Consider the following 24,101-nt stretch of genomic DNA (forward strand, 5'->3'; position numbering starts at 1 on the left):
TTCCTGTCCCAGGCGAAGCCTGTTACTTCGCCTCAAGAGCCTTAATGAGGAGAGGTACGGTGCGATCGATGGCATCGACGTTCATGCCGAAGACAACCTTGCCCTCGTCAACGAACTTCTTGATCTCGTCCGGGTTCGGCGACCCTCCGTTCTTGCAGACCGTGCAGCACTTCGAATAGCCAACCAGGCCGATCAGAATCGAAATGGCGGCGCCACCACCGCTGTTGCAAGCGCCAAAGTAGTAGTCGACCTTGCCAGACTTGATCATCTGGGCACCCTGCATGTCGTTGGTGACGACGACCTCCGCATCAGGGGTGGCGGCCTTAACGGCCGCTTCCATCACGTTCTTGTTGAGTCCTCCAACCGCGATCCTCATATCTCCTCCTTCTCTTTAGGCCTGCAGAGCCATGAGCAGGCCGCCTACATGCACGAGTACGAAGTTCTTCTCGTCCTCGGAGAGCTCGTTCTTCATGGCAGAGATGATCTGACCCTGAATCTGAGACGCCTCGTCATAGAACGGGCTGTCCTTGATCTCCTGGAGCACCTCGTCGGAAATGGGGTTGATCTTCTCGCCATCCGCGGTGCGCTTGAACGCGGCCGCCACGTGGGTTACCAGGGTCGCAAGCTGCTCGTTCGTGCGCGGAATACCGCAATCCTTGGTAACCACATCCACCAAAGCCTCGAGGTCGGCCTTGCCCACCTCGTCCACGAATCCGCCCTTGTGCAGCAGCTCGATCCTCTCGTCCAGCTCGTCCATATGGTCCTCTCCCTTCTCATATGGGTACGACTCGCCAGGACCGCGCCAACCCCCGCAGACGCGGGCCACCTAGTAGCGAGCCGGAACCTCACCGTTCATGACGCTTTGCTGTATCTCCCGCACCCTGTCCGCCTTCGCGAGGGTGGCGATGAGCTGGTATGTGAGCGCGTCGCCGGTTCGAACCACGACGACGGCGTGCGTGTTGTCCTGCCGGGCGGCCTCTCCCTCGAGCTCCGTCTCCGGAATGTCCGAGACTCGGACGTGATGGTCGTCCTCGTTCCATATGCCCGCGTCGAGCTGGCCGTCGTAGAGCATGTCGACGATGTGCGTATACTGCACGGGGACAAACGTGACACCCTTGCCGGCGAAGTAGCTCTCGGTGAGCAGGCTCTGGTCGATGGAGGTCTGGTCGATGCCCACGCGGGCGCCGCGCCAGTCGCCTCCAAAGCCGTCGCGAGTAAGTAGCACGTGCCTGCCCACGTAGCTGAGCGGCCCGCAGTCGAGCACGGCGGAGATCCCCATGCCGTGCCTCGCGTACTCGTCGTAGGCGAGGCGGCTCATGACGCAGTAGTTCGTCGACCCGTCCAGGAGGGTCTGGACTCGTGCCTCGGAGCCGCGCTGGAACGTGATGAACGAGCGAATCTCGCCCGTGTTGAGCAGCGTGAACAGCGCCGTAGCCAGGCCCTCGTAGCGCTTGGTGTAGGGAAGCGGCATGGCCCCCGTGATGTGAGAGACCCCGCAGGCGCGCGCCATGGCGAGGTAGTCGATGCCGGTGAGCAGCGTGCCGTTCTGGCCGTGCGGCTCGAGCGAGATGGCCCCGTTCTCCTTGAGGCTCGCGAGCGCCTTCTGGATGTTGCCGCGCGAGGAGCCACAAATCTCCTCGAGCTTGGAGACGGTGGGGATGCGGGTGCCCCGCGTGACGCCGCACAGGGTGCGGGCGACGGACTCGATGGTCATCCCGAGCTTGTTAAGCACCTCTGGCATGTGCGGCACCTCCCCTTTGTCTTGGCCTCGCCCTGCGGGCAAGGCCCGTAAGCCGTCCCCCGTTCCCGCCGGCGCGCAGTGGCTGCGAGCCGACCCGAGGCCTACAGGTTCTGCTTGCAGAACTCCTCGAGCTCGGCAGCCTCCCGCTCGGCGTCGTCGCCCGAGACCTCGAACGTGACCGTGTTGCCCTGGCTCACGCCGGCCGCCATGATCATGAGCACGCTCTTGGCGTCGACGCGCTTGTCTCCCTTTACGAGCGTCACCTTGGAGCCGAGGCTCTTGGCGAACTTGGAGAGGTCGGAGGCGGGACGGGCGTGAAGGCCCGCCGCGTCGGTCACCATGTACTGAAAGCTCTTCTCTGCCATATGGGCCTCTCCTTTGCCCCTTGTGGGCGACCGTGGGCTTCTCGCAGTCGGCGGCCGCGCGTTTAAAACCGTCTCCCGTACAGAATATATTTTTTAGTGTACATTCAACGTGAACTTATTATCACACGGGCTCCGTTCGTCAAGCGTCGGTTAAGGTGCGTATTCCGCAAACGGTAACAATTGGCCGTGAACGGTAGAATGTCGAGGTTACGGGCTTATATGACATCGGCAAACTACAAGTTGCCAGGCAACGAACAGCTGCGACATGTAATGGACGTAAGCAGATGAGCTCTCTCCAGCCGGTGAACCCCGGCTATCACATCTCTCAATTTGGACACATCATCCCAACAAGCAAATGAGCCCGCCACGGGAGAACGCCCAATGGGTAACATCAGGCATTTCGTTTCGTCCGCAGAAAGGGCCTCATGCTTGTCGAGGCACAGGCAACGGTACTTGAGCTGCCCTTTGCGCTCGAGATGCTGGGCGTGGTCGTGGGTGCCGTGGGCGGGGCCCTCACCGCGTGCGAGCGCAAGCTCGACATCGTGGGCGGCGTGGCGCTGGGCATGGTCTTCTTCCACGAGCCTGTGGTGCGCCATCCCAACGCCGTGGAATGGCTCAACATCCTTGGTGTGGCCCTTTTCGCTGCGGCGGGTGCGGACAAGGCAATCGTCTTCGGCCTGTCGCCGGCGACGGTGCTGCTCATGGGCGTGCTCACGGGCAACGACGGCGGACTGCTTCGCGACATCGTCCTCGGCGACGTGCCCAAGATGTTCCAGAAGGGCAACTGGTACGCACTCTGCTCGCTGTTCGGCTCGCTCGCGTACTGGCTCTGCGTGGTGTCGCTCGGCTGGCAGAAGGGTGTGGCCGGCACGCTGGCCGACATCGCCACGATCGCGCTTCGCCGTGCGTCGCTCCACTTCAACATCCAAAGCCCGGCTGACGTGGACCTCACCCCGCGCGTACGCGAGTCCATCGAGTGCGCCAAGTCGGGACGAACTCGCGAAAACAAGTAGTCTGAGGTCCTGAAGAGGACGGGAAGGGCCTTGTTTCAGGCCAGTCAAGAAGTAGGATCACAAGCCGTGGCTTTCTATGGTCATGATTGAAAGACCAGTCTTAAGGCCAAATCCCTTCCACCTACCGCTTGCCGGAATTCAGGAACCGTTCACCTGTCAGTCAATATATACGCTGGTGTATATTCGCCCAACTCCCCACCATGGCCTCATCGTAATGAGGTGCGCACCCATTCATTTCCCACTTTAACCAATAAGACCAGGAGGACTAATGGCTACGGAAGCGAACGGGTACCCCATCACAAGCAGGCCTTTTAGTCGCAAGGCATTTGTTTCAGGAATGGCAGCTATTGGAGCGGGACTTGCCTTGAGTGCTTGCGGAGGGCAGCAAACACCCACCACCACAAGCACCCCCGCTGCAACTACAGACTCAGCCCTCCCCACGGACACTGAAAAACAAGTTGACGAGGTGTGGAACACCACATTCAACAGCGCCTATCCCCATGGAAACGAGGGCATGGGTTGCGTCGCCCTTGCAATGCACAACGGTGAAGTCGTATTTCAAAAGGCATACGGCTACGCCCACTACTACGAGCCTGACTACAGTGCCGACGGAAGCACGTATGCAAACCCAACCTACAAGAAGATCGACAATCCCGTTCCCATGGAATTGGATACGCTCTTTGACCTCGCTTCGGTAACGAAGGTAATGGCGACAACGCAGTCAATCATACTTCTCGTGGATCAGAAGAAGTTGAGCGTCGATGATAAGGTGGCCGACTATCTCCCTGGCTTTGAGCAAAACGACAAGGGCAACATCACAATCGCCCAGCTGTTGACGCACTCGAGTGGACTTCCCCAGTGGGAACCAACCTATCTCTACTGCACGACGAGGGCCGAACAGCTCGACTACATCAAACAGCTCTCTCTCATGCCTGAATTCAAGACAGACGGCTCGGAGCCCATGTACTCAGACTTCTCCTTCATGACGCTTGGCTTTGTCGTAGAGGCCATTACAAGCCAGCCCATGGAGCAATTTGTACTCGAGAATGTCTATGAGCCACTTGGTATGTCCTCCACGGGTTACAGGCCCCTTGACCGCGGAGTCGACCCATCAAAGATTGCCGCAACCTCCCTTGGCAACCCATATGAGTACCGCATGGTCGACGAGAAGGACTACCCCGGCGTTGGCTATGACTGTACGAAGGATGCCGAGGCCTTTGAGAAGTTCACCGGATGGCGTCGTCAAGCTCTCATCGGTGAGACAAATGACGGAAACGCAGCCATGGGCGGTGAGGGCGTCGCCGGACACGCCGGACTCTACTCGACTGCGGCCGACCTTGGCGTTCTCTTACAGTGCATGCTCGATGGTGGAGAGCACGATGGAACGAAGCTGTATAGCAAGGACACCATCAAACTTTTTACCGAGCGTCATACAACGTATGCGGAGAATCATGACGGCGAGGACTCGTCGGACTTTGGGTATGGCTTCAAGCTCAAGCAAAGCTGGATGGGAGAGACGGCAACCATCTCCTGCTTTGGCCACGACGGGTTTACCGGCACTACGGCATTTGCGGACCCGGACAACAACTATGTATTCGTCTGCCTGTCAAACAAGATGCAAGCCGGCTTCCGAGAGCCTGACAGCGGACTGTATTACAACACCAACAAGACCCTCTCGCTCGAGATGAACAAGGTGCTGCGTAACGCCCTGAATATATAAGGGCCAAGACTATTAGACCCGCATCGAGGCTTAACTCTGCCAATAAGACAGGGGGAGACCGCACAGACAGCTGGTCTCCCCCTGATTGACGAATATGCCCTACACCCGCATCGCGCCGTCGACGTGGAGGATGTCGCCGGTGACGAAGGAGGCCAGGTCACTTACGAGAGGCCAGGTCACTTACGAGGAAGACGAAGGCGTTGGCCGCGTCGACCGGCTCACCCACGCGGTGCAGCGGAATCTGCGCTTTGAGCGGCTTGATCGTCTCGTCGGGAAGGGCGGCAACCATGTCGGTGGCCGTGATGCCCGGGGCCACGGCGTTGACGCGAATGCCCTTGGGGCCACGCCCACCGTGCCCGCGGTCGTCCTGCCACGTCCAACGCGACCGCGAACGACGTACCCGCGTCGCGCCCACGCCCACGCAAAAGGCCCTCCATCCCGAAAAGCTTCGGGATGGAGGGCCCGCCTCGCAAGATTGCGATACCGCGAATCGAAATCCACGGCTCAGCGCGCTCGTATCACTCCTGGCAACCGGTCTATCGAATCCTCTTACTTATTCACCAGACCAGCGCGCACGGCGGCCTTCTTGCGCTCGGTGGCGTTGAGGATGCGCTTGCGCATGCGCACGTTCTTGGGCGTCACCTCGACGAGTTCGTCGTCCATGATGTACTGCAGCGCCTCCTCCAGCGTAAAGGTGCGCGGAGGCGTGAGCTGCACGGCAATGTCGGCCGTGGAGCTGCGCTGGTTGCCGAGCTGCTTGGAGCGCGCAATGTTCACGACCATGTCGCCAGGCTTGGAGCGCTCGCCCACGAGCATGCCCTCGTAGCACTCGTCGCCCGGGCCCACGAACAGGGTGCCGCGCTCCTGCAGGGTGCCGAGCGCGTAGGCCACGGCCTTCTCGGTGGTCATGGAGATCATGGCACCGTTCTTGCGCAGGTCGAGCTCGCCCACGAACGGACCGTACTCGAGGAACGTATGGTAGAAGACGCCCTCGCCGTGCGTGACGTTGAGGATGCGGTTCTTGAGGCCCATGATGCCGCGCGTGGGGATGCGGAACTCGATGTGGCAGATGGTGTCGCCCTGCTCCATGTTGGTCATGGTGCCGGAGGCGTCGCCAAAGACCTCGATGACCTTGCCGGAGTACTCGCCCGGGCACTCGACGACGGCCTGCTCGAACGGCTCGAGGCGGTTGCCGTGCTCGTCCTTCTTGATGAGGACGCGCGGGCGGCCAACCTGGAACTCAAAGCCCTCGCGACGCATGGACTCCATGAGGACGGACAGGTGCAGGATGCCGCGGCCGGCAACCTCGACGCCCGTCTTGTCGGGGAGCTCCTCGATGCGCATGGTCACGTTGTTCTCGGCCTCGGTCATGAGGCGCTCCTTGAGCTGGCGCGCGCCCACAATGTCGCCGTCGCGGCCGACGAGCGGCGAGGTAGAGGCCTCGAAGACGACCGCCAGCGTGGGCGGGTCAATCTCGATGGGCTCGAGCTCGACGGGGTTCTCGGGGTCGGTGTAGACGTCGCCGATGTCGGTGCGGTCGATGCCCACCACAGCGCCGATGTCGCCGGCCTTGACCTCGTGGCACTCCTTGCGGCCCAGGTAGTCGAAGGTGAAGAGCTGCTTGACCATGGCCGTGGCGCGACTGCCGTCGTTCTTCACGACGAGGATCTGATCGCCGTCGTGGATGGTGCCGGAGTAGACGCGGCCGATGCCGATGCGGCCCACGAAGTTGGAGTGGTCGATGGTGACGCACTGCATCGCGAGGGGGCCATCGGGGTCAACGTCGGGAGCCGGCATGTCGTCGATGATCATGTCCAGCAGCGGGTACATGTTGTCGTTGTCGTCGTTGGGGTCGAGGCGCGCGAAGCCGTTCATGGCGCTCGCGTAGACAACGTGCTCCATGGCAAACTCGAGCTGCTCGTCGGTTGCGCCGAGGTCGGCCATGAGGTCGAGGCAGTCGTTGTAGGCCTTCTCGGGGTTGGCGCCCGGGCGGTCGATCTTGTTGACAACGATCATGATGGACAGACCGGCGTCGATGGCGTGACGCAGGACGAAGCGGGTCTGCGGCATCGGACCCTCGAAGGCGTCGACGAGCAGCAGCGCGCCGTCGGCCATCTTGAGCACGCGCTCCACCTCGCCGCCGAAGTCGGCGTGGCCCGGGGTGTCGATGACGTTGATCTTGACGTCCTTGTACTCAATGGAGATGTTCTTGGCGAGGATGGTGATGCCGCGCTCGCGCTCCTGGTCGTTGGAATCCAGGACGCGGTCCTCGACCTGCTGGTTTGCGCGGAAGGCGTCCGTCGCGCGGAGAAGCTTGTCAACGAGGGTGGTCTTGCCGTGGTCGACGTGCGCGATGATGGCGATGTTGCGGAGGTTCTCCTGACGCATGGGTTCCTCTCAGTTCGTGATGCGCGCGGGTGGGGCGCGCGGTTACAGGCATAGGGGCTTGTTTCTCGGCCAACGGTATAGTTTAGCGCGGTAAGCGGCCGCTCGCCCGCTCGAGGGGCGCCGCCCACGATCGATTCCACATAACGGCTAGCTGGTGCGGGCTTCTATTTGCAATAGGGCGTTCCGGCAAGCGTTGGGTGCAGTCCGTAGCGACAAGCCATGCCGCACGACTCCGCTCCTTGGTGCGGTTATGAACCCTGCCGAGGCATTACCTCGGTCGGGCGCGCGCACGATATTGCTTGCCAGGCCACCCGCGACTGGACCCGCGCCGCACGGAAGATCGCCTGCGCGGTACGCGAGGCAGGGTAACGGACTCCGATAGATTGCATGCAGGGTTGCGGGCACGGCAAAACGACGAGGCTTTGGGAATCCCGCGGGTCAAAAGTGAGTAACTTCGCGACCCGAGGCAACAAGTTGCAAAGCCCCTGTGTGAGGTCATAGCGCTCGGCGCGAGCTGATGTTAGACGACAGCAACCACATCGGTCACATGCGAGGGTTAAGCTGAGGCCTTTGGAGGTGCGGGTAAACGGCAGGTCGTGCCAATCCTACAGCAGGCAGGGCAGCTCGCCGGCGGGCTCGGGGTCGGTGTAGCGAAAGGCGCGACCACCGCCCACGTTGTCTACCAGGACATACGCAGAGTAGGCCGTATCAGCACCGCGCTCACCAAACTCGAGGATGAGGGCATCGTGGTAGGAGCTGTCGGCCGCGCCCTCCTCGGCGGCGATGGCCCCCTCGTACGCGATGGCGTAACACTGCGCCTTGCCCACCACGGGAGAGCCAGCCTTGGACGCGGCGCCAGACGCCTTGCCGCCCGAACGCACCCACTCGCGGGCCGCGGAAAGGCACAGCTCAGGAGAGTCCTCCTCAAAGGCGCAGGTCAGACGCTGGCCGGAGGCATCCATGACACTCGCGACAGCCAGAATCTCCTTGCCGTCGGCAAGCATGTCAAGCGCCTCGCCCAGAAGCTCGCAGGAGAGCTGGTCGAGCGCCTCGGAGATGTTGCCGTCGTTCTGTGCCTCCTGGGACCGAGCCCGCTTTGCCATGCTTCCGCCAATCAACGTGGGTGTACGCACCACATGATACCCGCACGTCGCACGAAGCCACGGGGCCGGGGCAAGCCGGCCACAGGTCGGGCATCCGGGGCAAACCGGCCGCTCGCACGAGCCGGACGATGCACCGGTCACCAAGGCTACCTTCCAGTGAGGTCAGCAAGAATAACAAAAGGCTGGCAGCCCTCGCTGCCAGCCCGTCACAGACATGGTGGAGACGATGGGGATCGAACCCACGACCTCAGGCTTGCAAAGCCCGCGCTCTCCCAACTGAGCTACGTCCCCGCTTGGGCATGCCGCCCGTTGCGTCCGTCCATGATACGGCATTCCCCGCGCGCAGCACAACGGGAGCCACTCACGGCCGAGAAAGTAATAAACGCCCCAGCGGCGACTCGGCTCACGCTGGGGCGTTTATTGGTGAAAAGGTGGTGGGCCCGACAAGGTTCGAACTTGTGACCTCCCGGTTATCAGCCGGACGCTCTGACCAACTGAGCTACGGGCCCACGTGCGATGTGTTCGCCACAACGCGCTTGGCTATAATAAGCCAATGCGTTTCGAACGGTCAACACCTTTTTCAAAATTAATTTGGAGTGTTCCCGTCCGGCGGCTTTGGGTAGCATACAACACTGCAAACGGTCACACTGGCAGGCCGAGCGGCCCACGAGGTGCGCCGCGGTGCGGGCCAAGCGGCCACGCCGCGACCCAAGGCCGAGCAGAGCTCGAGAGGAGGCTGACATGATTCGCATGCGGGTAAAGGACATCGTCGTGGGAAAGGGCTCCACGCCGTCGGCGGTTGTGCTGCTTCCGGAGGACAGGCAGACGGCCAACGCGCTGCCCATCAACGTGGGCCCCGTCGAGGCGTCCTGTATCGGCGCCGGCCTCGGGCGTTGCCGGCCGCGCCGTCCCATGACGCACGACCTGCTTGCCAACGTCATCGACGTGCTGGGCGGCACACTCGAGTCGGTGAGCCTCACGCGCGTCAAGGGCGCCACGTTCTTCGCCACGCTCGACATCCGCCTCGCCTCGGGCGAGACCCACCACGTCGACGCCCGCCCGAGCGATGCCATCGCGCTCGCGGTGCGCGCCAAGGCGCCCATCCTCGCCAACGAGCAGCTCCTCGAGCAGGCCGGCTCACCCAACCTCGAGGCCATCGCCGCCGACGAGCGAGCTAAGGAGGCCAAGGCCTTCCACACCTTCGTCGAAGACCTCACCCCCGACGACTTCAAAACTAATAAATAGCTTAACTATCAGCCTCCCCTGAAGCGATAGAAGTTGAGGGCCTGGCGCGCAGTGGGATTCGCCTGCGTGACATACGTTTTGCCTCCAGGGCGGGACCGGAACGCCCGCTATCCATAATCGCATCCCAACACCAAAAAGAAGCCAGCCCGCAATCGAGTCGGCCGATACCCACCTCCGTCGCCAACAGGGCCGGCCGGCAGAAACCGGATGTGCGAGGCTAAGGGACTTCGCGAATCGAAGTGACCTCGCACGGAGGTTTCTGCCGGCCGGCCCGTCAGCCAACGTCAGCCATATCGGCCGCTACTCGTCGAGCATCGACTCGTCGAGCTCCTCGTCGCCGCCAATGTCCACCGGGTCCTCCTCGCTCGAGGCGCCGGCGGCCGCCAGGTCAAGCGTTGCCTGGTTGGGGTCGACCTTGGCCGTGTTCCTGGCAACGACCATCCTCGCAAGGGCGCAGACGCTGTCCTTGTCGGCCACGTTCATGATCTTGACACCCTGCGTGGAGCGGCCAAGCCTCGAGATGTCGTTCACCTTCACGCGGATCACGACGCCGTCCCCGGAGACGATCATGAGCTCGTGCTGCGGACCCACGACGCGGCAGGCCGCGAGCTGGCCCTTCTTGGCCGTCATCGTGATGGTGTAGACGCCCTGGCCGCCACGTTTGTGCTCGGGGTACTCGGCAACCGGCGTGCGCTTGCCGTAACCCTTCTCCGTGATGACGAAGAGGTCGCCCTTGCCGTTCGTGATCTCCATGCCCAGCATATTGGCGTCGCCCTTGAGGGTGATGCCGCGCACACCGCTCGTGTCGCGACCCATCGGGCGCACGTCGCTCTCGGGGAACATGATCGCCTTGCCGTCCGTGGAGACGAGGATGACCTTCTCGCCCGGGCGCACACGGCGCACGTTCACGAGCTCGTCGTGGTCGCGCAGGTTGATGGCGATAATACCGTCCCTGCGGGTGCGGTCGTAGGCGCTCATGGCCGTCTTCTTCACGGTGCCGTTCTTGGTGGCGAACATGAGGAAGTCGTCCTCGGGGAACGAGCGGCACGTGATGACGGCCGCGATGCGCTCGCCCTCGGTGAAGGGCACGAGGTTCACAATCGCCGAGCCGCGCGCCGTGCGCTGGCCAATCGGCAGCTCGTGCACCTTGAGACGGTACACCTTGCCCTTGTTCGAGAAGAACAGCACGTAGTCGTGCGTACTCGCCACGAACAGCTCCTCGACGAAGTCCTCGTCCTTGAGGTTCACGCCCTGGACGCCCTTGCCGCCGCGCTTCTGCGAACGGTACGTGGCCACCGGGGTGCGCTTCACGTAGCCGGCGTGCGTCACGGTCACGACCATGTCCTCGTCGGCGATGAGGTCCTCGACGTTGAGCTCCTTGGTGCCCTCGACCGAGATCTCGGTGCGGCGCTTGTCGGAGAACTTGCGCGAGATCTCCTGCATCTCTTCCTTGATGACGCCAAGGATCTTGACCGGGTTGGCCAGCAGGTCCTCGTAGTAGGCGATGGCCTTGCGCAGCCCCGCCAGCTCCTCCTCGATCTGGTCACGGGAGAGGCCGGTCAGGCGGCGCAGACGCATCTCGAGGATGGCCTGGGTCTGCTCGGGCGAGAAGCCAAAGCGCTCGATGAGGCGGGCGCTGGCCTCGGAGTCCGTGCGGCTCGAGCGGATGATGCTGATGACCTCGTCGATGTGGTCGAGGGCCATGAGATAGCCCTCGAGGATGTGGGCGCGGGCCTGGGCCTTCTTGAGGTCAAAGCGCGTGCGGCGAGTCACCACGTCTACCTGGTGGTCGATGTAGTGCTGCAACATCTCGCGCAGGGTCAGCAGCCTGGGCACGCCATTCACGAGGGCGAGGTTGATGACGCCGAACGTGGTCTGGAGCTGCGTGAACTTGTAGAGGTTGTTGAGGACGACCTGCGGTATGACGTCCTTCTTGAGCTCGATGACGAGTCGGATACCCTTCTGGTTGGACTCGTCGCGCATGTCGGAGATGCCCTCGATACGCTTCTCGTTCACGAGCTGGGCTATCTTCTCCTGCAGGGTGCCCTTGTTGACCTGGTAGGGCACCTCGGTGAAGACGAGGCGGCTGCGGCCGGTCTTGGTGGTCTCGACGTGGGCCTTGGCGCGCACCGTGATGGAGCCGCGGCCGGTGTCGTAAGCCTCGCGGATGCCATCGGCGCCCATGATGATGGCGCCCGTGGGGAAGTCGGGGCCGGGCATGACGCTCATGAGCTCGTCGGTGGTGGCGTCGGGATTGTCAATGAGCATGCAGGTGGCGTCGATGGCCTCGCCGAGGTTGTGCGGCGGGATGTTGGTGGCCATGCCCACGGCGATGCCGTTGCAGCCGTTGACGAGCAGGTTGGGGAAGCGCGCCGGCAGGACGCTCGGCTCGGAGAGCGACTCGTCGTAGTTGGGCTGCCAGTCTACCGTGTCCTTCTGCAGGTCGCGCAGAAGCTCCATGGCGGGCTTGGCGAGGCGGGACTCGGTGTAACGCATGGCTGCCGCGGAGTCGCCGTCGATGTTGCCGAAGTTGCCGTGGCCGTCGATCAGTGGCGTGCGCAGGCTGAACCACTGGGCGAGACGGACCATCGTCTCGTACACCGCGGAGTCGCCGTGCGGGTGGTACTTACCGATAACTTCGCCGACCGTCCACGCAGACTTCTTGTGCGGGCGGTTGGGGAAGATGCCGGACTCGTTCATCGCGTAGAGAATGCGGCGATGAACCGGCTTCAGGCCGTCTCGGACGTCCGGGAGGGCGCGAGCCGTGATGACCGACATCGAGTACTCGATGAAGGACTGGCGCATCTCGTGGCCGAACTCGCTCATCTGGAGGGCGCCGCCGTGCTCGTCGGTCATGCCGGCGTCGGTGCCGCGGCCGGCCTGGCCAAACTCCTCCTCGAGCTCGCCGTCGTCCTCGTCGTCATCGGCGTCGTCGTCGGACTCGACGTAGACGTCGGCGCCCTCGTCGTCGGCCTGGGCTCGGTCGAGGAGGCGCCGGAGGTCCTCCGGCAGGTCGGCCGCGTCGTCGGCACCCTGGGTGCCGGGCCGCTGCTCGTCGTCGTGCGTGTTGTTGTCGTCTGCCACAGATGGCCTTTCTCGCTATGCCGCCCAAGGCGGCAGTGTCTCACGTGAAACGTCGAAGCTGTCAATTCCCACCGGGAACTCTTGGCACCCCCGTCGCACTCCGTACCACCGAGCCCCCCCCCCGCCGACCCAACCGGGAATGTGACGAATCATACGGATGAAAATGTGACACCCCCAGGTCGACGAGGTACTAAGCGTCCAGGAAGCGGGCGTCATGCGCGTGGCGCTCGATGTACTCTCGGCGGTACTCCACCTGCGAGCCCATGAGCTCGCGCACGGCCTTGTCGGCCAGGGCAGCGTCCTCGATGGTTACGCGCTGCAGGATGCGGGTCTTGGGGTCCATCGTGGTGGACGCCAGCTGCTTGGGGTCCATCTCGCCCAGGCCCTTGTAGCGCTGCACGGTGTAGCCGCGCTTCTTCTTCTTGAGCTTGCCGGAGGCGTCCTTGTCGTCGTCCTCGCCCTCCTCGTAGACGAACCCGAGGCTGCGGACGGTGTCGCGCAGGATGTCCTCCTCGGCCTGGCGGCCGTTGGGGTAGACGTAGTGAATCTTCTTGCCCACCTTGACGCCAAAGATCGGCGGACAAGCCACATAGATGTAGCCGGCGTCGATGAGCGGGCGCATATACTTGTAGAAGAACGTCATGAGCAGGATGCGGATGTGGGCGCCGTCCACGTCGGCATCGGTCATGATGATGATCTTGTGGTAGCGGGCCTTGGAGATGTCGAAGTCCCCGCCATCGCCGGCGCTCGTGGTGACACCCGTGCCGATGGCCGTGATGAGCGACTGGATGGTGTCGGACGAGAAGGCGCGGTGGTCGCCCACGCGCTCCACGTTCAGGATCTTGCCGCGCAGGGGCAGAATGGCCTGGATGTCGCGCCTGCGTCCGTCCTTGGCCGAGCCGCCTGCGGAGTCGCCCTCGACGATGAAGAGCTCGGTGAGCTCGGCGTCGCGCACGGAGCAGTCGGCGAGCTTGCCGGGCAGGCTCGCGCTCTCGAGCAGGCTCTTGCGGCGCGTGGCCTCGCGGGCCTTGCGGGCGGCCGTTCTGGCCTTGCTGGCCTGGATGGCCTTGCTCACAATGGTGCGACCCTGCTTGGGGTGCTCCTCGAGGTACTCGGAGAGGCCATCGGCGACCACCTTCATCACGAGTGGGCGCATGAAGGAGCTGCCGAGCTTGGCCTTGGTCTGGCCCTCGAACTGCGGGTCGCCGAGCTTGACCGAGATGACCGCCGTGAGGCCCTCGCGGATGTCGTCGCCGGTGAGGTTGGCGTCCTTCTCCTTGAGGATGTTCTGTTTGCGCGCATAGTCGTTCACCACGCGGGTGAGCGCCGTGCGGAAGCCCTCGAGGTGGGTGCCGCCCTCGGGCGTGAAGATGTTGTTGGCGAAGCTCATGACGTTCTCGGAGTAGCCGGTGTTCCACTGGATGGCCACCTCGACCTCGCCCATCTTCGCGGCGTCGGAGGCGTCGTTCTCGCCCTCGAGGTAGATGGGCTTCTTGAGGCCGTCGGCAACCTCCTTGCCCTCGTTCAGGAACTTCACGAAGTCGATGATGCCGCCGGTGTAGCAGAACTCCTCCACGCGAGGCGTGAGCTCGCGCTCGTCGGTGAGGACGATCTTGAGGCCGCGGTTCAGGAAGGCCATCTCCTGGAAGCGGTCGTGGAGGGTGTCGTAGTCGAAGACCGTGGTCTCGAAGATCTCGTCGTCGGGCCAGAAGGTGATGGTGGTGCCCGTGGCCTTGGACTTGCCCACGACCTTCATCTTCTCGGTGGTCTTGCCGCGGGCGAAGGCCATCTCGTAGATGTTGCCGTCACGCTTGACCTGCACCACAAGCTTCTTGGAGAGGGCGTTCACGACGGAGCTGCCCACGCCGTGCAGGCCGCCGGAGACCTTGTAGGCGGCGTTGTCGAACTTGCCGCCCGCGTGCAGGACGGTGAGGACCACCTCGAGCGTGGGAATTTTCTTGGTGGGATGCTTGTCCACGGGAATGCCGCGGCCGTTGTCGGCGACGGTGATGGAGTTGTCGGCGTGGATGGTCACGGCAATCTTGGTGCAGAAGCCGGCAAGCGCCTCGTCGACGGAGTTGTCGACGATCTCGTAGACGAGGTGGTGGAGGCCCGCGGCACTCGTGGAGCCGATGTACATGCCCGGGCGCTTGCGCACCGGGTCGAGGCCCTCGAGGACCTTGATCTCGCTGCCGTCATAGGCATGCTCTTTGGAATTGGATGCCACCCGTGTCCTTTCCCTCGGTCGAATCGCAATCCTTCCTATTCTACGACAAACGCCGGATTGCGCAGGGACCGAACCCAGGAGACGGGGAGAAAGGAAACTGATTCCCCATCACAGGGGCCTGTGGCCCGTCTCAGGGGGCATTGTGCCCTTTTGCGTGGTTTGCAACTTCTGCCGTCTGAGCGAGAGCTCCATGGCCTTAGAGGCGCTCGGGCGAAGCCCGTCGGGGAGGTTGGCGGCCGCGGCGGACACCCGCGCGCGCTCGAGGGCGGTGAGGGGTGGCAGCTCGCAGCCGGCGTGGTCGGCCGCAGGCGCGGTGCCGTCGGCTGGTGACTCCGGCTGGGCCTGTGCCTGCTGCCCCGCCTTCCGAGAGAGGCGAAAGCGCACGCGCGCCACCTCAAGGCCCGCGTAGGCGAGGCGCTCGACGAAGAGCTCGGCGTTGGTGGTGAGGTCCTGCATGAGGGCGTTGCCGTCGAGGTAGACCACGAGCTCGGGCAGGCCGTCGCCCCTCTTGGGGCGGTTGAGCCACACGGCCACGGTGTGCTTGGCAGCCCGCTTGCCCGCGATGCGGCGCCACGTCACGAGCGCACGGCTCGCGTCAGAGGCACCCTTGAGCACTCGCCCGTCGATGTAGGACGAGACGAGCGAGCCCGCCTGCGCGGGGGCGTGCTGCTTGGCCGGGTCGAGCGGGTCGTACTCGGCGCGCTCGAGGGCGCGTCCGCGCGGCACGCGCCCGTATCCCCTAGCCATAGTCCACGACCAACATGTCGTCGAGCTGCCCGGGCGTGAAGTAGCCCAGGTTGGTGGTGGTGATGATGGTCTGGATTCCGCCCTCCACGAAGCGCGTCACGGTGGCGCGGCGGCTCTCGTCGAGCTCGCTCATCACGTCGTCGAGCAGAAGCAGCGGCCGCTCGCCGAGCAGCCCCTCGCAGAGGCGCACCTCGGCCATCTTCCAGGCGAGCGCCACCGTGCGCTGCTGGCCTTGGCTGCCGAAGGCCCGAGCGTCGCGCCCGTCGATGGTGAAGGCCACGTCGTCTCGGTGCGGCCCCACAAGCGTCTGGCCGCGCCGCAGGTCGTCGGCACGGCCGGTGCGCATCTGCTCGAGCATGAGGCGGGCGAGCTCGTCTCGGCCCATGCCCGGCTCTGCGCCCGCCACGCTCGAGACGTAGCGGCAACCCAGGCGCTCCGTGGCCACCACCTCGCCGTAGACCTCGCCCACGAGCACTGAGAGCCGCTCGAAGAGCGAGAGGCGGTGCCGCAGCAGCGTCGCCCCGCCCACGGCCACGCTCTCGTCCCACGCGTCGAGCAGCACCGGGTCGCAGCCGTCGCGCAAAAGGCGGTTTCGCTGCTCCACCGAGCGCGTGTAGGTGGCGAGCACCTTGCGGTAGCCCGCGTTGGCCTGCGCGCCGAAGGCGTCGAGCTCGCCGCGGCGGCGCGACGCCGACCCCTTCACGAGCGAGAGGTCGTCGGGGCAGAAGAGCACCGACAGCAGCGTCCCCGCGAGGTCGGCGGCGCGGCAGGGCTTGCCGTTTTTCTGGAAGCGGCGCTTCTCGGGCGTGGCCGCGAGCTCCACGTCCACGACGCGCCCGTCACCCTCGAGGCGCCCCCGCACGTGGGCCTCGGCCGCACCGGGCCCCACGAGCTCGGCCGGCGAGGGACGGCGAAACGAGGAACCCGTCGTGAGGTACTGGAGGGCCTCCACGGTGTTGGTCTTGCCCGCAGCGTTGGGCCCCACGAGCACCGTGACACCGGGCGCCGGGTCAAGCTCGCGGATGCCGAGGTTTCGGTAGTCCCTGAACGAGACGTGCGTGACGACGAGTGACACGGGCCTACATCCGGACGGGCATGAGCAGGTAGAGGTAGTTGATCTTGCCGTAGGACTTGAACACGCCCGGGCGCATGCTCTCCTGGAGCTCCAGCGTGACCTCGCTCTCGGGCGAGAGGGCGCCCACGCAGTCGCCCACGTAGCGGTAGTTCATGCAGATGGAGTTGGGCTGGCCCTCGACGTCGACCGGGACCACCTCGCGGGCATCGCCCTGGTCGGGCGAGGTGGACGAGAGCGTGATGGCGCCGCCGTCCACGTCCACGTCGAAGCGCACCGACGAGTTGGACGTGGCGATGGAGCTCACGCGCCTGAGGGCGCCGGCCAGCGCCGAGACCTTGGTCTTGACCGAGGTGAGGCAGGTGGAGGGCAGAAGCTGCTTGTAGTTGGGGAAGGTGCCCTCGATGCGGCGCGACACGTAGGTGGTGTTGCCGAAGACGAAGACCACCTGGTTGGACGTGGCGCCGATGATGATGCTCTCGGCATCGCTCGGCAGCGACAGCACGTCATGGAAGGCCGTGCCGGGAATGATCATCTCGAACATGCCGTCGAGCTTGGAGGTCTCGACGTTGGTGTCGCACACCACGAGACGGTAGGAGTCGGTGGCCACGAGGCGCACGAGGTTCTCCTCGACGTTGAGCAGCACGCCCGCGAGGATGGGGCGGCTCGTGTCGCGCGAGGTCACCTTGTAGACCTTGTCGACCATCTCGGAGAGCGCGTCGCAGGGCAGCTCCACCGAGCGCTCCATGGCCACCTCGGGGAAGCTTGGGAACTCGGAGGCGTTCAGGGTGTTCAGGTGAAACGAGCTCTTCTCGCACGTGAGGTGGATGGTGCCCTCGCCCCCGTCGAAGGTGACGGCTGCGTCGGCGAGGTTCTTGACGATGTTGTTGAGCATGCGCCCGGAGATGACCGTCTCGCCCTCCTCCTCGACGTTGGCCGCGATCTTGTGGCGGATGGAGGTGTCGAGGTCGCTCGCCTGCATCTCGAGCGTGCCGTTGGAGGCGTGCATGAGGATGCCGCCGAGGACGGGAATGGTCGAGTGGGTGGCGATGCCCTTCGAGACCACGGAGAGAGCCTTGGCGAGCGAGGACTGGCTGACGGTGAAGCGCATGCGGTCTCCTTACTTATATCTCTTATATATAGATATAAAAGGTAGTGGATGTAGTAAGCACTGTCGAAACGTTGAAAAGCTTGGATAGATGCTGGTAGACGCTCTGTCGATGACCGATTTTGGTGTGGAGAACCACCCGTGGCCGTGAACGTTCAAAGGCTGTCGAATACTTCTTCGACATGCGGGGGCCACTTTTCCACGCCCGTCTTCCGGTTTTCGACATTCGCGCGTCGAAAGCCTCGGGCCCCGTCTAGGAGCTCGACATGAGGTCCTCCTTCATGCGCGAGGTCTTGTCGTGGATGAGGCGGTCGTCGTGGCGGCGGTCCTCCACCCACTTGATGCTGTGCTTGACCGTGGCGTGCGTGCGTCCGCCGAAGCGCTCGCCTATCTGGGCGAGGGTGGAGTCGGTGAGCTCGCGGGCGAGCCACACGGCCACGTGGCGCGGCTCCATGAGGCCCTTGTTGCGCTTGTTGCTCACGAGGTCGGCGTGGGAGATGTCGTAGCGCTGCTCCACGAACTTCTGGATCTGCTCGATGGTGAAGGTGCGCTGCTCGAGGCCCCACTTGGCCACGGCGATCTGGGCGATGTCCTCGCGGGTGAACTGCTCGCCCCTATGCTGCTTGGTGGTTGCCGAGAGCAGGCACGACTGGCAGAAGGCCTTGATGGTGCGGATGTTGGTGCCCGCGCGCGAGGCCATGAACTCGAGGCTCTCCTCGTCGATCTCGCCGTCGAAGCCGGCCAGGCCGTCCTCCGCGGCGTCGGCCTTCATGCGCTGGTAGAAGGCGCGGATGAGGCCGTACTTGAGCTCGTAGTTGGGCACCTGGATCGAGAGGGTCACGCCCGAGTCGAGACGGCTCGAGACGCGCTCGGCGAGGCCCAGCTCGGCCGGGCTCTCGTCGGCGGCGAGCACGATCTGCTTGCCGTGGCTCGTGAGGTAGTTGAAGGTGTCGAAGAAGAAGTCGACGGACTTGGCCGCGCCGCGGAAGCCCTGGATGTCGTCGATGATGAGGACGTCGATGTCGTGGTAGTTCTGCTCGAGCGCCTCCTTGACCCCGCGCGAGGTGTCGAGCATGGCGCTCGTGTAGTCGCCCACGAAGTCGCGGGCCTGGCGGTAGACGCAGATGCGGTCGGGGACGTTCACGGCGAGGTAGTTCTGGATGGCCTTGAGCAGATGCGTCTTGCCGAGGCCGCTCTTGCCGTAGATGAAGAGGGGATTGTAGCCGTGGCTGCCGTTGGCGACGGCCTTGGCCGCCTGGAGGGCCAGCTGGTTCTCCTCACCTTCGACGTAGGTGTCGAAGGTGAGGCGCGAGTCGGCCGCGGTGATGCCCTCGACGAGGGGGTTCTTGCGCGGGGCCTGCGGGGCCGTGGCCGGTGTGGCCTGCGCGTGCGGGGCCGCGGGGGCGGGAGCCGGGCTTGCGGCCTGGCGGTCCTGGGCCTCCTCGGCACGCAGACGCTCGAGCTCGGCGGGCGAGATGGTCGTCTGGGTGGGCGTCACCTGGGGCGCGGCCGCCGGTGCCGCCTCGCGCTCGCGGGAGAGCTCGACGGTGAGGCCGAGGGGCTGGAAGGCGGCACGCTCGAGGCAGGCCTCGATGGCGGTGGCGTTCTTCTCGACGTTGCGGCGCACGAAGCCCGTACCGGCCGCGATGGTGAGGGAGTCGTCGGTGAGCGTGGTTGCCTGGCAGCTCTTGAGCATCGCGAGGAGCGCGGGCGCGGTGCCCTCCTCGCCGAGGAGCTCGACGACGTCGTCCCAGAGGACCTGGGCGTCGGACTCGGCTTGGTTCGTGGTGTTGTTCTCGGCCATGTGTGAGCTTTCTCGTACCCTGTCGATAACCTATCGGCAATGTTGAAAACTCAGTATATCCGAAGGTCTGCCGCGTGGGCGCGCGATGTTGAAAACTCTGGGGTCGTGCTTGTGCGGGGCGGCCTCCTCGCGTGGGTTCCCCTCGCGCGGCCACCGGTTCCTCACGCGGCTCTGGCTTCTCGCGCGGCGCCCCTAGATGAGGGTGCGCCCGGCGCTCGTGAGGTAGCGCTTCTGGCCGCGCTTACGAAGGATTCCCTGGTCCTCGAGCTCCTGGAGCTGGCGCGTCCAGGTCGAGAGCGAGCCGCCATAGGCTTTGGTGAGGTCGGTCGGGCCCACCGACTCGTGCTCGGCGAGCCACTCGAGCGCCTGCTGGGCGCGGTCGCTCAGGTCGAGGATATTGCCTGCGGCGGGCTGCGGGGCGGTGGCCGGCTGCTCGGGCGCGGGTTGCTGTGGGCCAGCTACCTGCTGGTATGCCGGCTGATAGGTGCCGTAGGGATAGGGTTGCGGGTAGCCGTAGGGGGCGTAGCCCTGTTGGGCGTAGGCGGGCTGCTGTTGATAGCCCGGCACCTGCTGGGTTGGATAGCCAACCTGCTGCGGGTAGCCCGGCATGGGGGCACCCTGCTGCGGGTAGTCCATGAGCTGGTTGTTGGCGGGCTGGGCCATGCCCCGCTGCGGTGCCATCATCTGGGAAGCGTCGGGCGCCTGCGCGCCTGGCATTGGGCCGGCGGCGTATGGCATTCCCGAGGGCTGGGCGTTTGCCATCTGCACGGCCATGCCCTCGGTTCTCGCGGCTCCCCTTTTCAACATGGTCGAGCTCTCAGTGGGCAGCGAGATGGTCACGATGGTGCCCGAGTGGATGTTGTCCTCGATCGTGAGCGAGCCGCCATGGTCCTCCATGTACTGCTGGGCGTAGGGCAGGCCAGACCCCACGCCCCTGATGTAGCGCTTCATCTCCTCAGTGGCCGAGGTGGTGCCGTACTCGAGCGCGCGCGACTTCTCGCTGATGCCCGGCCCCTGGTCGGAGAAGCGGATGGTGTTGCCGCCGTCGAGGATGGAGATGGTGGGCTCGATGAAGTAGGCGTGCACGAGGTTCTCGACAACCTCGCGGATGACGGTGAACGAGATGCGCCCGCCCTGCTCCTTGGCGAGACGGGTGACCGTCGCGGTGACTTCCTCGAGGTAGGTGCGGATGTCCTTGGGCTGCACCACCACGACGCGGGGTGCGGCCGCCGGGTCGTCGAAGACGGCGATGCGGGCCGGGTTGCTCACGACGGTGCCGAGGACGTGGGCCTTGGGGTCGGGGGTCGTTTCTTCGGGCCGCGCGTTGGCATGCGCGGGGCTGGCAGGTGGCTGTGGTGTGGCCATTGGGTCGTCTGCCTGGCTGTTCTCCTGCGTGGTAGCCTGCGTGGCTGCGGCGTCTTGCGCTGGCGTCGGCTGCGTGCCTGCTACGTTGCCCTGCTGCCCGGCAGCTGGCGTGGCCAGCCCGGGTATGTCCGCCGGCCCCTCCCCGACGAAGGGATAGAACGCGTCTGCCATCTGCCGCCCCACTCTCTCGTGCCCTTCCCTGCCACCGACTTTCGACATCTTTCCATCACGCGATGAAAACTTGCGGAAGATTTCTTCCGTGCGGTGAAAAGTTTTCAACACCTGACGAGAAGTTGTCGATAACCTGCGTCTGCATCGGTGAAAGCATCTAGAGACAATACAAGAGAATCAAGGTATCTTTCACTGCAAGCTGGCCAATCTTTCACGATTTGCCGCGCCTTGCACAACCTTTCCTTCCGGATGATTTGTCACATTTTCTTCCGTATGATTTGTCACATTCCGCTTGCGACTGTTGTCATGTCCGCGTACGGCACCTCGGGCGAGTGGGGAAATGTGACAAATCATACGGAAGGGTGCTGCGCGCGCGTGCAAGATTCGTCATGAAAACCCCATGTTGAAATTGACACCGCTAGGTACGCGCCCCTACAATCTGAGAGCTTGACTGCTTTAGCAGTGGTTCGGTTCCACTCAGGAGGATTTCACCATGAAGCGTACGTATCAGCCCAACAAGCGGAAGCGCGCCAAGTGCCACGGCTTCCGTGCCCGCATGGCCACCAAGGGCGGCCGTGACGTTCTCGCCCGCCGTCGTGCCAAGGGTCGCAAGAGGCTCACTGTCTAGGCATCCCGTGAAGACCATCAAGTCCAAGAGGGATTTCGAGAGGGTCTTCAGGGGCGGCAGACGCAACAACCATCCCCTCGTGAGGCTCTCCGTGAGCCCCGTCGAGGGAGATGCTGGCGAGAGGGTTGCCTTCGTCGCGGCAAAGAGACTTGGCAACGCGGTGTGCCGCAACAGGTGCAAGCGCGTGCTGAGGGCTGCGGCCAGGGAGGCTGGCTTCCCGCCAAAGGGGTACGAGGTGATTCTCTTCGCGACCAACGCGACCCGCACGGCCTCATCCGTGGAGGTCGCGGCCGCGCTGGGCAAACTCGCGAGGAGAATTCACGCATGACGGGGGAAGGCCGGGCCGGTATGCTCGCGCGTCCGCTCATCGCAATGGTGAGGTGGTACCAGCGGCATGTCTCGCCCCTCCTGCCCCCGTCGTGCATCTACACCCCAACCTGCTCTGAGTACGCCATAGAGGCGCTTGGTCGCTACGGAGCGTTCAGAGGAGGTTGGCTTACCCTGATGAGGCTCATCAGGTGCAACCCCTGCCATAAGGGTGGCTATGACCCCGTCCCATAGGGCGGGACATTCGGAGGTACCTCACATGTGGGAATGGTTTATCGGGTTTCTCGCCCAGGTTCTGCAAGTCCTTGCCGATTTGGTGGGTGACTGGGGCCTCGCGATCATCCTGCTGACGGCCATCATCCGTCTCGCCCTGACGCCTCTCACGGTGAGCTCCACACGCTCCACGGCGCGCATGCAGGTTCTGCAGCCCAAGATGATGGAGATCCAGGAGCGCTACGCTGACGATCCCCAGCGCATGAACGAGGAGATGCAGAAGTTCTACAGCGAGAACAAGTTCAACCCACTGGGCGGCTGCCTCCCCGTCTTCATTCAGATGCCTGTCTTCTTCGCGCTGTTCACGGTCCTTCGCGACCGCATCCCCGAGGCCGCCCACTTCTATGGCATCTTCACCTCGCTGGCCATGTCGCCTTCCGGTGCCGTCGCTGAGCTTGGTTGGCTTGGTGCCTGGGCGTTCATCCTGTTTGACCTTGCCTTTGGCGTGCTGACGCTCGTGCCGATGTTGCTCAACCAGACCACGAGCGAGGGTGCGCAGGCCAGCCAGATGAAAGTCATGGGCGCCGTCATGGCTGTCATGATGGTCTGGTTTGGCTGGAGCGTGCCTATCGGCGTGGTGCTCTACTACGTGACGTCCTCCGCGTGGGGCGTCGTGCAGCAGGTCTTCATCACGCGCAAGGTGCTGGAGAAGGCCAAGGCCGACGAGGCTGAGCGCATGAAGAACGAGCCCGTGAAGGTAGACGTGGTTCGCAAGGAGCGCAAGGCGCGTCCACGCAAGAAGGACTAGCAGTCCGCATATGAGATGCTGTGCTGTCGCGCATTCCCTCTGGGGGTGCGCGACATGGTTTATCTGGAGGTAGACATGAGCGACGAGACCCTGGAGCAGACCTCTGACCCCTTCGAGGCCATCCGAGCCGCCTACGAGGAGTCTGGGGAACTTGTCGACGAGCAGGTGGACGCCATCGCCGACGAGGCCGTTTCCATTCTGCAGTCCCTGCTGGGTTGCTTCGGTGAGAACAACTGTTCGATTGATGAGTACGATGGGGACGAGGGTGAGCTGATCCTCGACGTCAATGGTGGGGACCTTGCTATTCTCATTGGTCGCCACGGTGTGACACTGGATGCCCTGCAGGTTGTGTTCGCGTCGCTGCTCTCCAAGAAGATTGGCTTTCACTACCCCATCGTGGTGGACGTGGAAGGTTATAAGAGCCGCCGCCGTGAGAAGGTGCAGTCTCTTGCGCGTAATGCCGCTCAGCGTTCTCACAAGAACGGGAGGGCTGTGAAGCTCTCTCCGATGAACGCGTACGAGCGTCGTTTGGTGCATCTCGCGCTCCGCGGGGATGATACGGTCGCCACACATTCTGAGGGTGTAGATCCCGAGCGTTGCGTGGTCGTGACGCCGTTGAAGGTCGAGTAGGCTGGAGGCCGGTGAGAGGTCCCTGCCGGTTGGTTGTACATGAGTTATCTGGTGAGGGGAGCTTCGGCTCCCCTTTCTTTATAGATCTGTCGTATGACAAAAAATCCCGATTAGGGAATTATTGGCAAATGGTATGTATGATGGAGTCTAGGTAGCCAGAGCCAGATGAGTTAGGAACTCTCCTTCTTCCGTTCTACTCTTGAATCCCGTCGCGTTCATCTGTCTCCCAACAGCCGCCTCGTCTTGGCTGTGCAATCTGACTGTGGCTTCATTTCTAATATCTACCTTTCATGTGAAGCGGATTATCCTTTTCTCGGGACTCGGGACTCGGGACTCGGGACT

At 63.7% G+C, this 24,101-nt stretch carries 22 protein-coding genes and 2 tRNA genes; 8 read left to right on the top strand and 16 right to left on the bottom strand.

Annotated features, from left to right (window positions below; all coding sequences use genetic code 11):
* Positions 1-22: 22 nt before the first annotated feature.
* The 4 genes from EFAMC1_RS07885 to EFAMC1_RS07900 all read right to left on the bottom strand — a co-directional run bounded on the left by EFAMC1_RS07885 (position 23) and on the right by EFAMC1_RS07900 (position 2,106).
* Positions 23-376, bottom strand: coding sequence for a DUF2620 family protein (locus tag EFAMC1_RS07885; RefSeq protein WP_154053752.1), 354 nt, complete (start codon positions 374-376; stop codon positions 23-25).
* A 15-nt stretch (positions 377-391) separates the two neighbouring features.
* The gene (locus EFAMC1_RS07890; protein ID WP_154053753.1) at positions 392-757 is read right to left on the bottom strand and encodes a PRD domain-containing protein; all 366 of its coding nucleotides are present in this window, start codon (positions 755-757) and stop codon (positions 392-394) included.
* A gap of 69 nt (positions 758-826) precedes the next feature.
* Positions 827-1,741, bottom strand: a complete 915-nt coding sequence (yhfZ, locus tag EFAMC1_RS07895) for a GntR family transcriptional regulator YhfZ (protein ID WP_154053754.1) — start codon at positions 1,739-1,741, stop codon at positions 827-829.
* 101 nt (positions 1,742-1,842) lie between these two features.
* A complete protein-coding gene (locus EFAMC1_RS07900) occupies positions 1,843-2,106 on the bottom strand; it encodes an HPr family phosphocarrier protein (protein WP_154053755.1) in 264 nt (87 codons plus the stop codon).
* A 425-nt stretch (positions 2,107-2,531) separates the two neighbouring features.
* Here EFAMC1_RS07900 and EFAMC1_RS07905 point away from each other — a divergent pair, with 425 nt between their 5' ends.
* Both EFAMC1_RS07905 and EFAMC1_RS07910 read left to right on the top strand, forming a co-directional pair.
* Complete coding sequence (locus tag EFAMC1_RS07905) at positions 2,532-3,119, top strand: trimeric intracellular cation channel family protein (RefSeq protein WP_154053756.1); 588 nt, start codon at positions 2,532-2,534, stop codon at positions 3,117-3,119.
* A gap of 268 nt (positions 3,120-3,387) precedes the next feature.
* The gene (locus tag EFAMC1_RS07910) at positions 3,388-4,839 is read left to right on the top strand and encodes a serine hydrolase (RefSeq protein ID WP_222838685.1); all 1,452 of its coding nucleotides are present in this window, start codon (positions 3,388-3,390) and stop codon (positions 4,837-4,839) included.
* Between the two features lie 157 nt (positions 4,840-4,996).
* On the opposite strand, the gene EFAMC1_RS11270 is transcribed toward EFAMC1_RS07910, so the two are convergent.
* From EFAMC1_RS11270 to EFAMC1_RS07935, 5 genes are all read right to left on the bottom strand, one after another.
* Entirely contained in the window at positions 4,997-5,260 is a 264-nt protein-coding gene (locus tag EFAMC1_RS11270; protein WP_261981826.1) for an SDR family oxidoreductase, read from the bottom strand.
* A gap of 128 nt (positions 5,261-5,388) precedes the next feature.
* On the bottom strand, positions 5,389-7,227 hold the full coding sequence (gene typA, locus EFAMC1_RS07920) for a translational GTPase TypA (RefSeq protein ID WP_154053757.1): 1,839 nt from the start codon (positions 7,225-7,227) through the stop codon (positions 5,389-5,391).
* A 605-nt stretch (positions 7,228-7,832) separates the two neighbouring features.
* Entirely contained in the window at positions 7,833-8,330 is a 498-nt protein-coding gene (locus tag EFAMC1_RS07925) for a hypothetical protein (protein WP_154053758.1), read from the bottom strand.
* Positions 8,331-8,545: 215 nt separating this feature from the next.
* Positions 8,546-8,621, bottom strand: a tRNA-Ala gene (locus EFAMC1_RS07930).
* Between the two features lie 141 nt (positions 8,622-8,762).
* Positions 8,763-8,839: transfer RNA gene (locus EFAMC1_RS07935), tRNA-Ile, on the bottom strand.
* A gap of 232 nt (positions 8,840-9,071) precedes the next feature.
* On the opposite strand from EFAMC1_RS07935, the gene EFAMC1_RS07940 reads away from it, so the two are divergent.
* Complete coding sequence (locus tag EFAMC1_RS07940) at positions 9,072-9,575, top strand: bifunctional nuclease family protein (RefSeq protein ID WP_154053759.1); 504 nt, start codon at positions 9,072-9,074, stop codon at positions 9,573-9,575.
* 300 nt (positions 9,576-9,875) lie between these two features.
* Here EFAMC1_RS07940 and gyrA read toward each other — a convergent pair whose 3' ends face one another.
* From gyrA to EFAMC1_RS07975, 7 genes are all read right to left on the bottom strand, one after another.
* Positions 9,876-12,659, bottom strand: a complete 2,784-nt coding sequence (gyrA, locus tag EFAMC1_RS07945; RefSeq protein WP_154053760.1) for a DNA gyrase subunit A — start codon at positions 12,657-12,659, stop codon at positions 9,876-9,878.
* 190 nt (positions 12,660-12,849) lie between these two features.
* A complete protein-coding gene (gene gyrB, locus EFAMC1_RS07950; RefSeq protein WP_154053761.1) occupies positions 12,850-14,886 on the bottom strand; it encodes a DNA topoisomerase (ATP-hydrolyzing) subunit B in 2,037 nt (678 codons plus the stop codon).
* Between the two features lie 108 nt (positions 14,887-14,994).
* A complete protein-coding gene (locus tag EFAMC1_RS07955; protein WP_154053762.1) occupies positions 14,995-15,633 on the bottom strand; it encodes a DciA family protein in 639 nt (212 codons plus the stop codon).
* A complete protein-coding gene (recF, locus tag EFAMC1_RS07960) occupies positions 15,626-16,708 on the bottom strand; it encodes a DNA replication/repair protein RecF (protein ID WP_154053763.1) in 1,083 nt (360 codons plus the stop codon). Before recF ends, EFAMC1_RS07955 begins: the two co-directional genes overlap by 8 nt.
* Positions 16,709-16,712: 4 nt before the next feature.
* Positions 16,713-17,816 (bottom strand): DNA polymerase III subunit beta, encoded by a 1,104-nt coding sequence (dnaN, locus tag EFAMC1_RS07965; protein WP_154053764.1) that lies wholly within the window; start codon positions 17,814-17,816, stop codon positions 16,713-16,715.
* A 250-nt stretch (positions 17,817-18,066) separates the two neighbouring features.
* Positions 18,067-19,617, bottom strand: coding sequence for a DnaA ATPase domain-containing protein (locus tag EFAMC1_RS07970; RefSeq protein WP_154053765.1), 1,551 nt, complete (start codon positions 19,615-19,617; stop codon positions 18,067-18,069).
* 192 nt (positions 19,618-19,809) lie between these two features.
* Positions 19,810-21,153 carry an ATP-binding protein gene (locus tag EFAMC1_RS07975; RefSeq protein WP_261981827.1) on the bottom strand — a complete coding sequence of 448 codons (1,344 nt, stop codon included), beginning with the start codon at positions 21,151-21,153 and terminating at the stop codon, positions 19,810-19,812.
* A gap of 493 nt (positions 21,154-21,646) precedes the next feature.
* On the opposite strand from EFAMC1_RS07975, the gene rpmH reads away from it, so the two are divergent.
* From rpmH to EFAMC1_RS08000, 5 genes are all read left to right on the top strand, one after another.
* On the top strand, positions 21,647-21,781 hold the full coding sequence (gene rpmH, locus EFAMC1_RS07980; RefSeq protein ID WP_154053766.1) for a 50S ribosomal protein L34: 135 nt from the start codon (positions 21,647-21,649) through the stop codon (positions 21,779-21,781).
* 7 nt (positions 21,782-21,788) lie between these two features.
* Complete coding sequence (gene rnpA, locus EFAMC1_RS07985; RefSeq protein WP_154053767.1) at positions 21,789-22,109, top strand: ribonuclease P protein component; 321 nt, start codon at positions 21,789-21,791, stop codon at positions 22,107-22,109.
* A gap of 20 nt (positions 22,110-22,129) precedes the next feature.
* The gene (gene yidD, locus EFAMC1_RS07990) at positions 22,130-22,342 is read left to right on the top strand and encodes a membrane protein insertion efficiency factor YidD (RefSeq protein WP_222838687.1); all 213 of its coding nucleotides are present in this window, start codon (positions 22,130-22,132) and stop codon (positions 22,340-22,342) included.
* Positions 22,343-22,367: 25 nt separating this feature from the next.
* The gene (locus EFAMC1_RS07995; RefSeq protein WP_154053769.1) at positions 22,368-23,129 is read left to right on the top strand and encodes a YidC/Oxa1 family membrane protein insertase; all 762 of its coding nucleotides are present in this window, start codon (positions 22,368-22,370) and stop codon (positions 23,127-23,129) included.
* A 75-nt stretch (positions 23,130-23,204) separates the two neighbouring features.
* Positions 23,205-23,759, top strand: a complete 555-nt coding sequence (locus EFAMC1_RS08000) for a protein jag (RefSeq protein WP_154053770.1) — start codon at positions 23,205-23,207, stop codon at positions 23,757-23,759.
* The last annotated feature ends 342 nt before the right edge of the window (positions 23,760-24,101 follow it).

It is taken from the genome of Olsenella uli, from assembly GCF_901212675.1.
GTDB classification, from domain to species: domain Bacteria; phylum Actinomycetota; class Coriobacteriia; order Coriobacteriales; family Atopobiaceae; genus Parolsenella; species Parolsenella uli_B.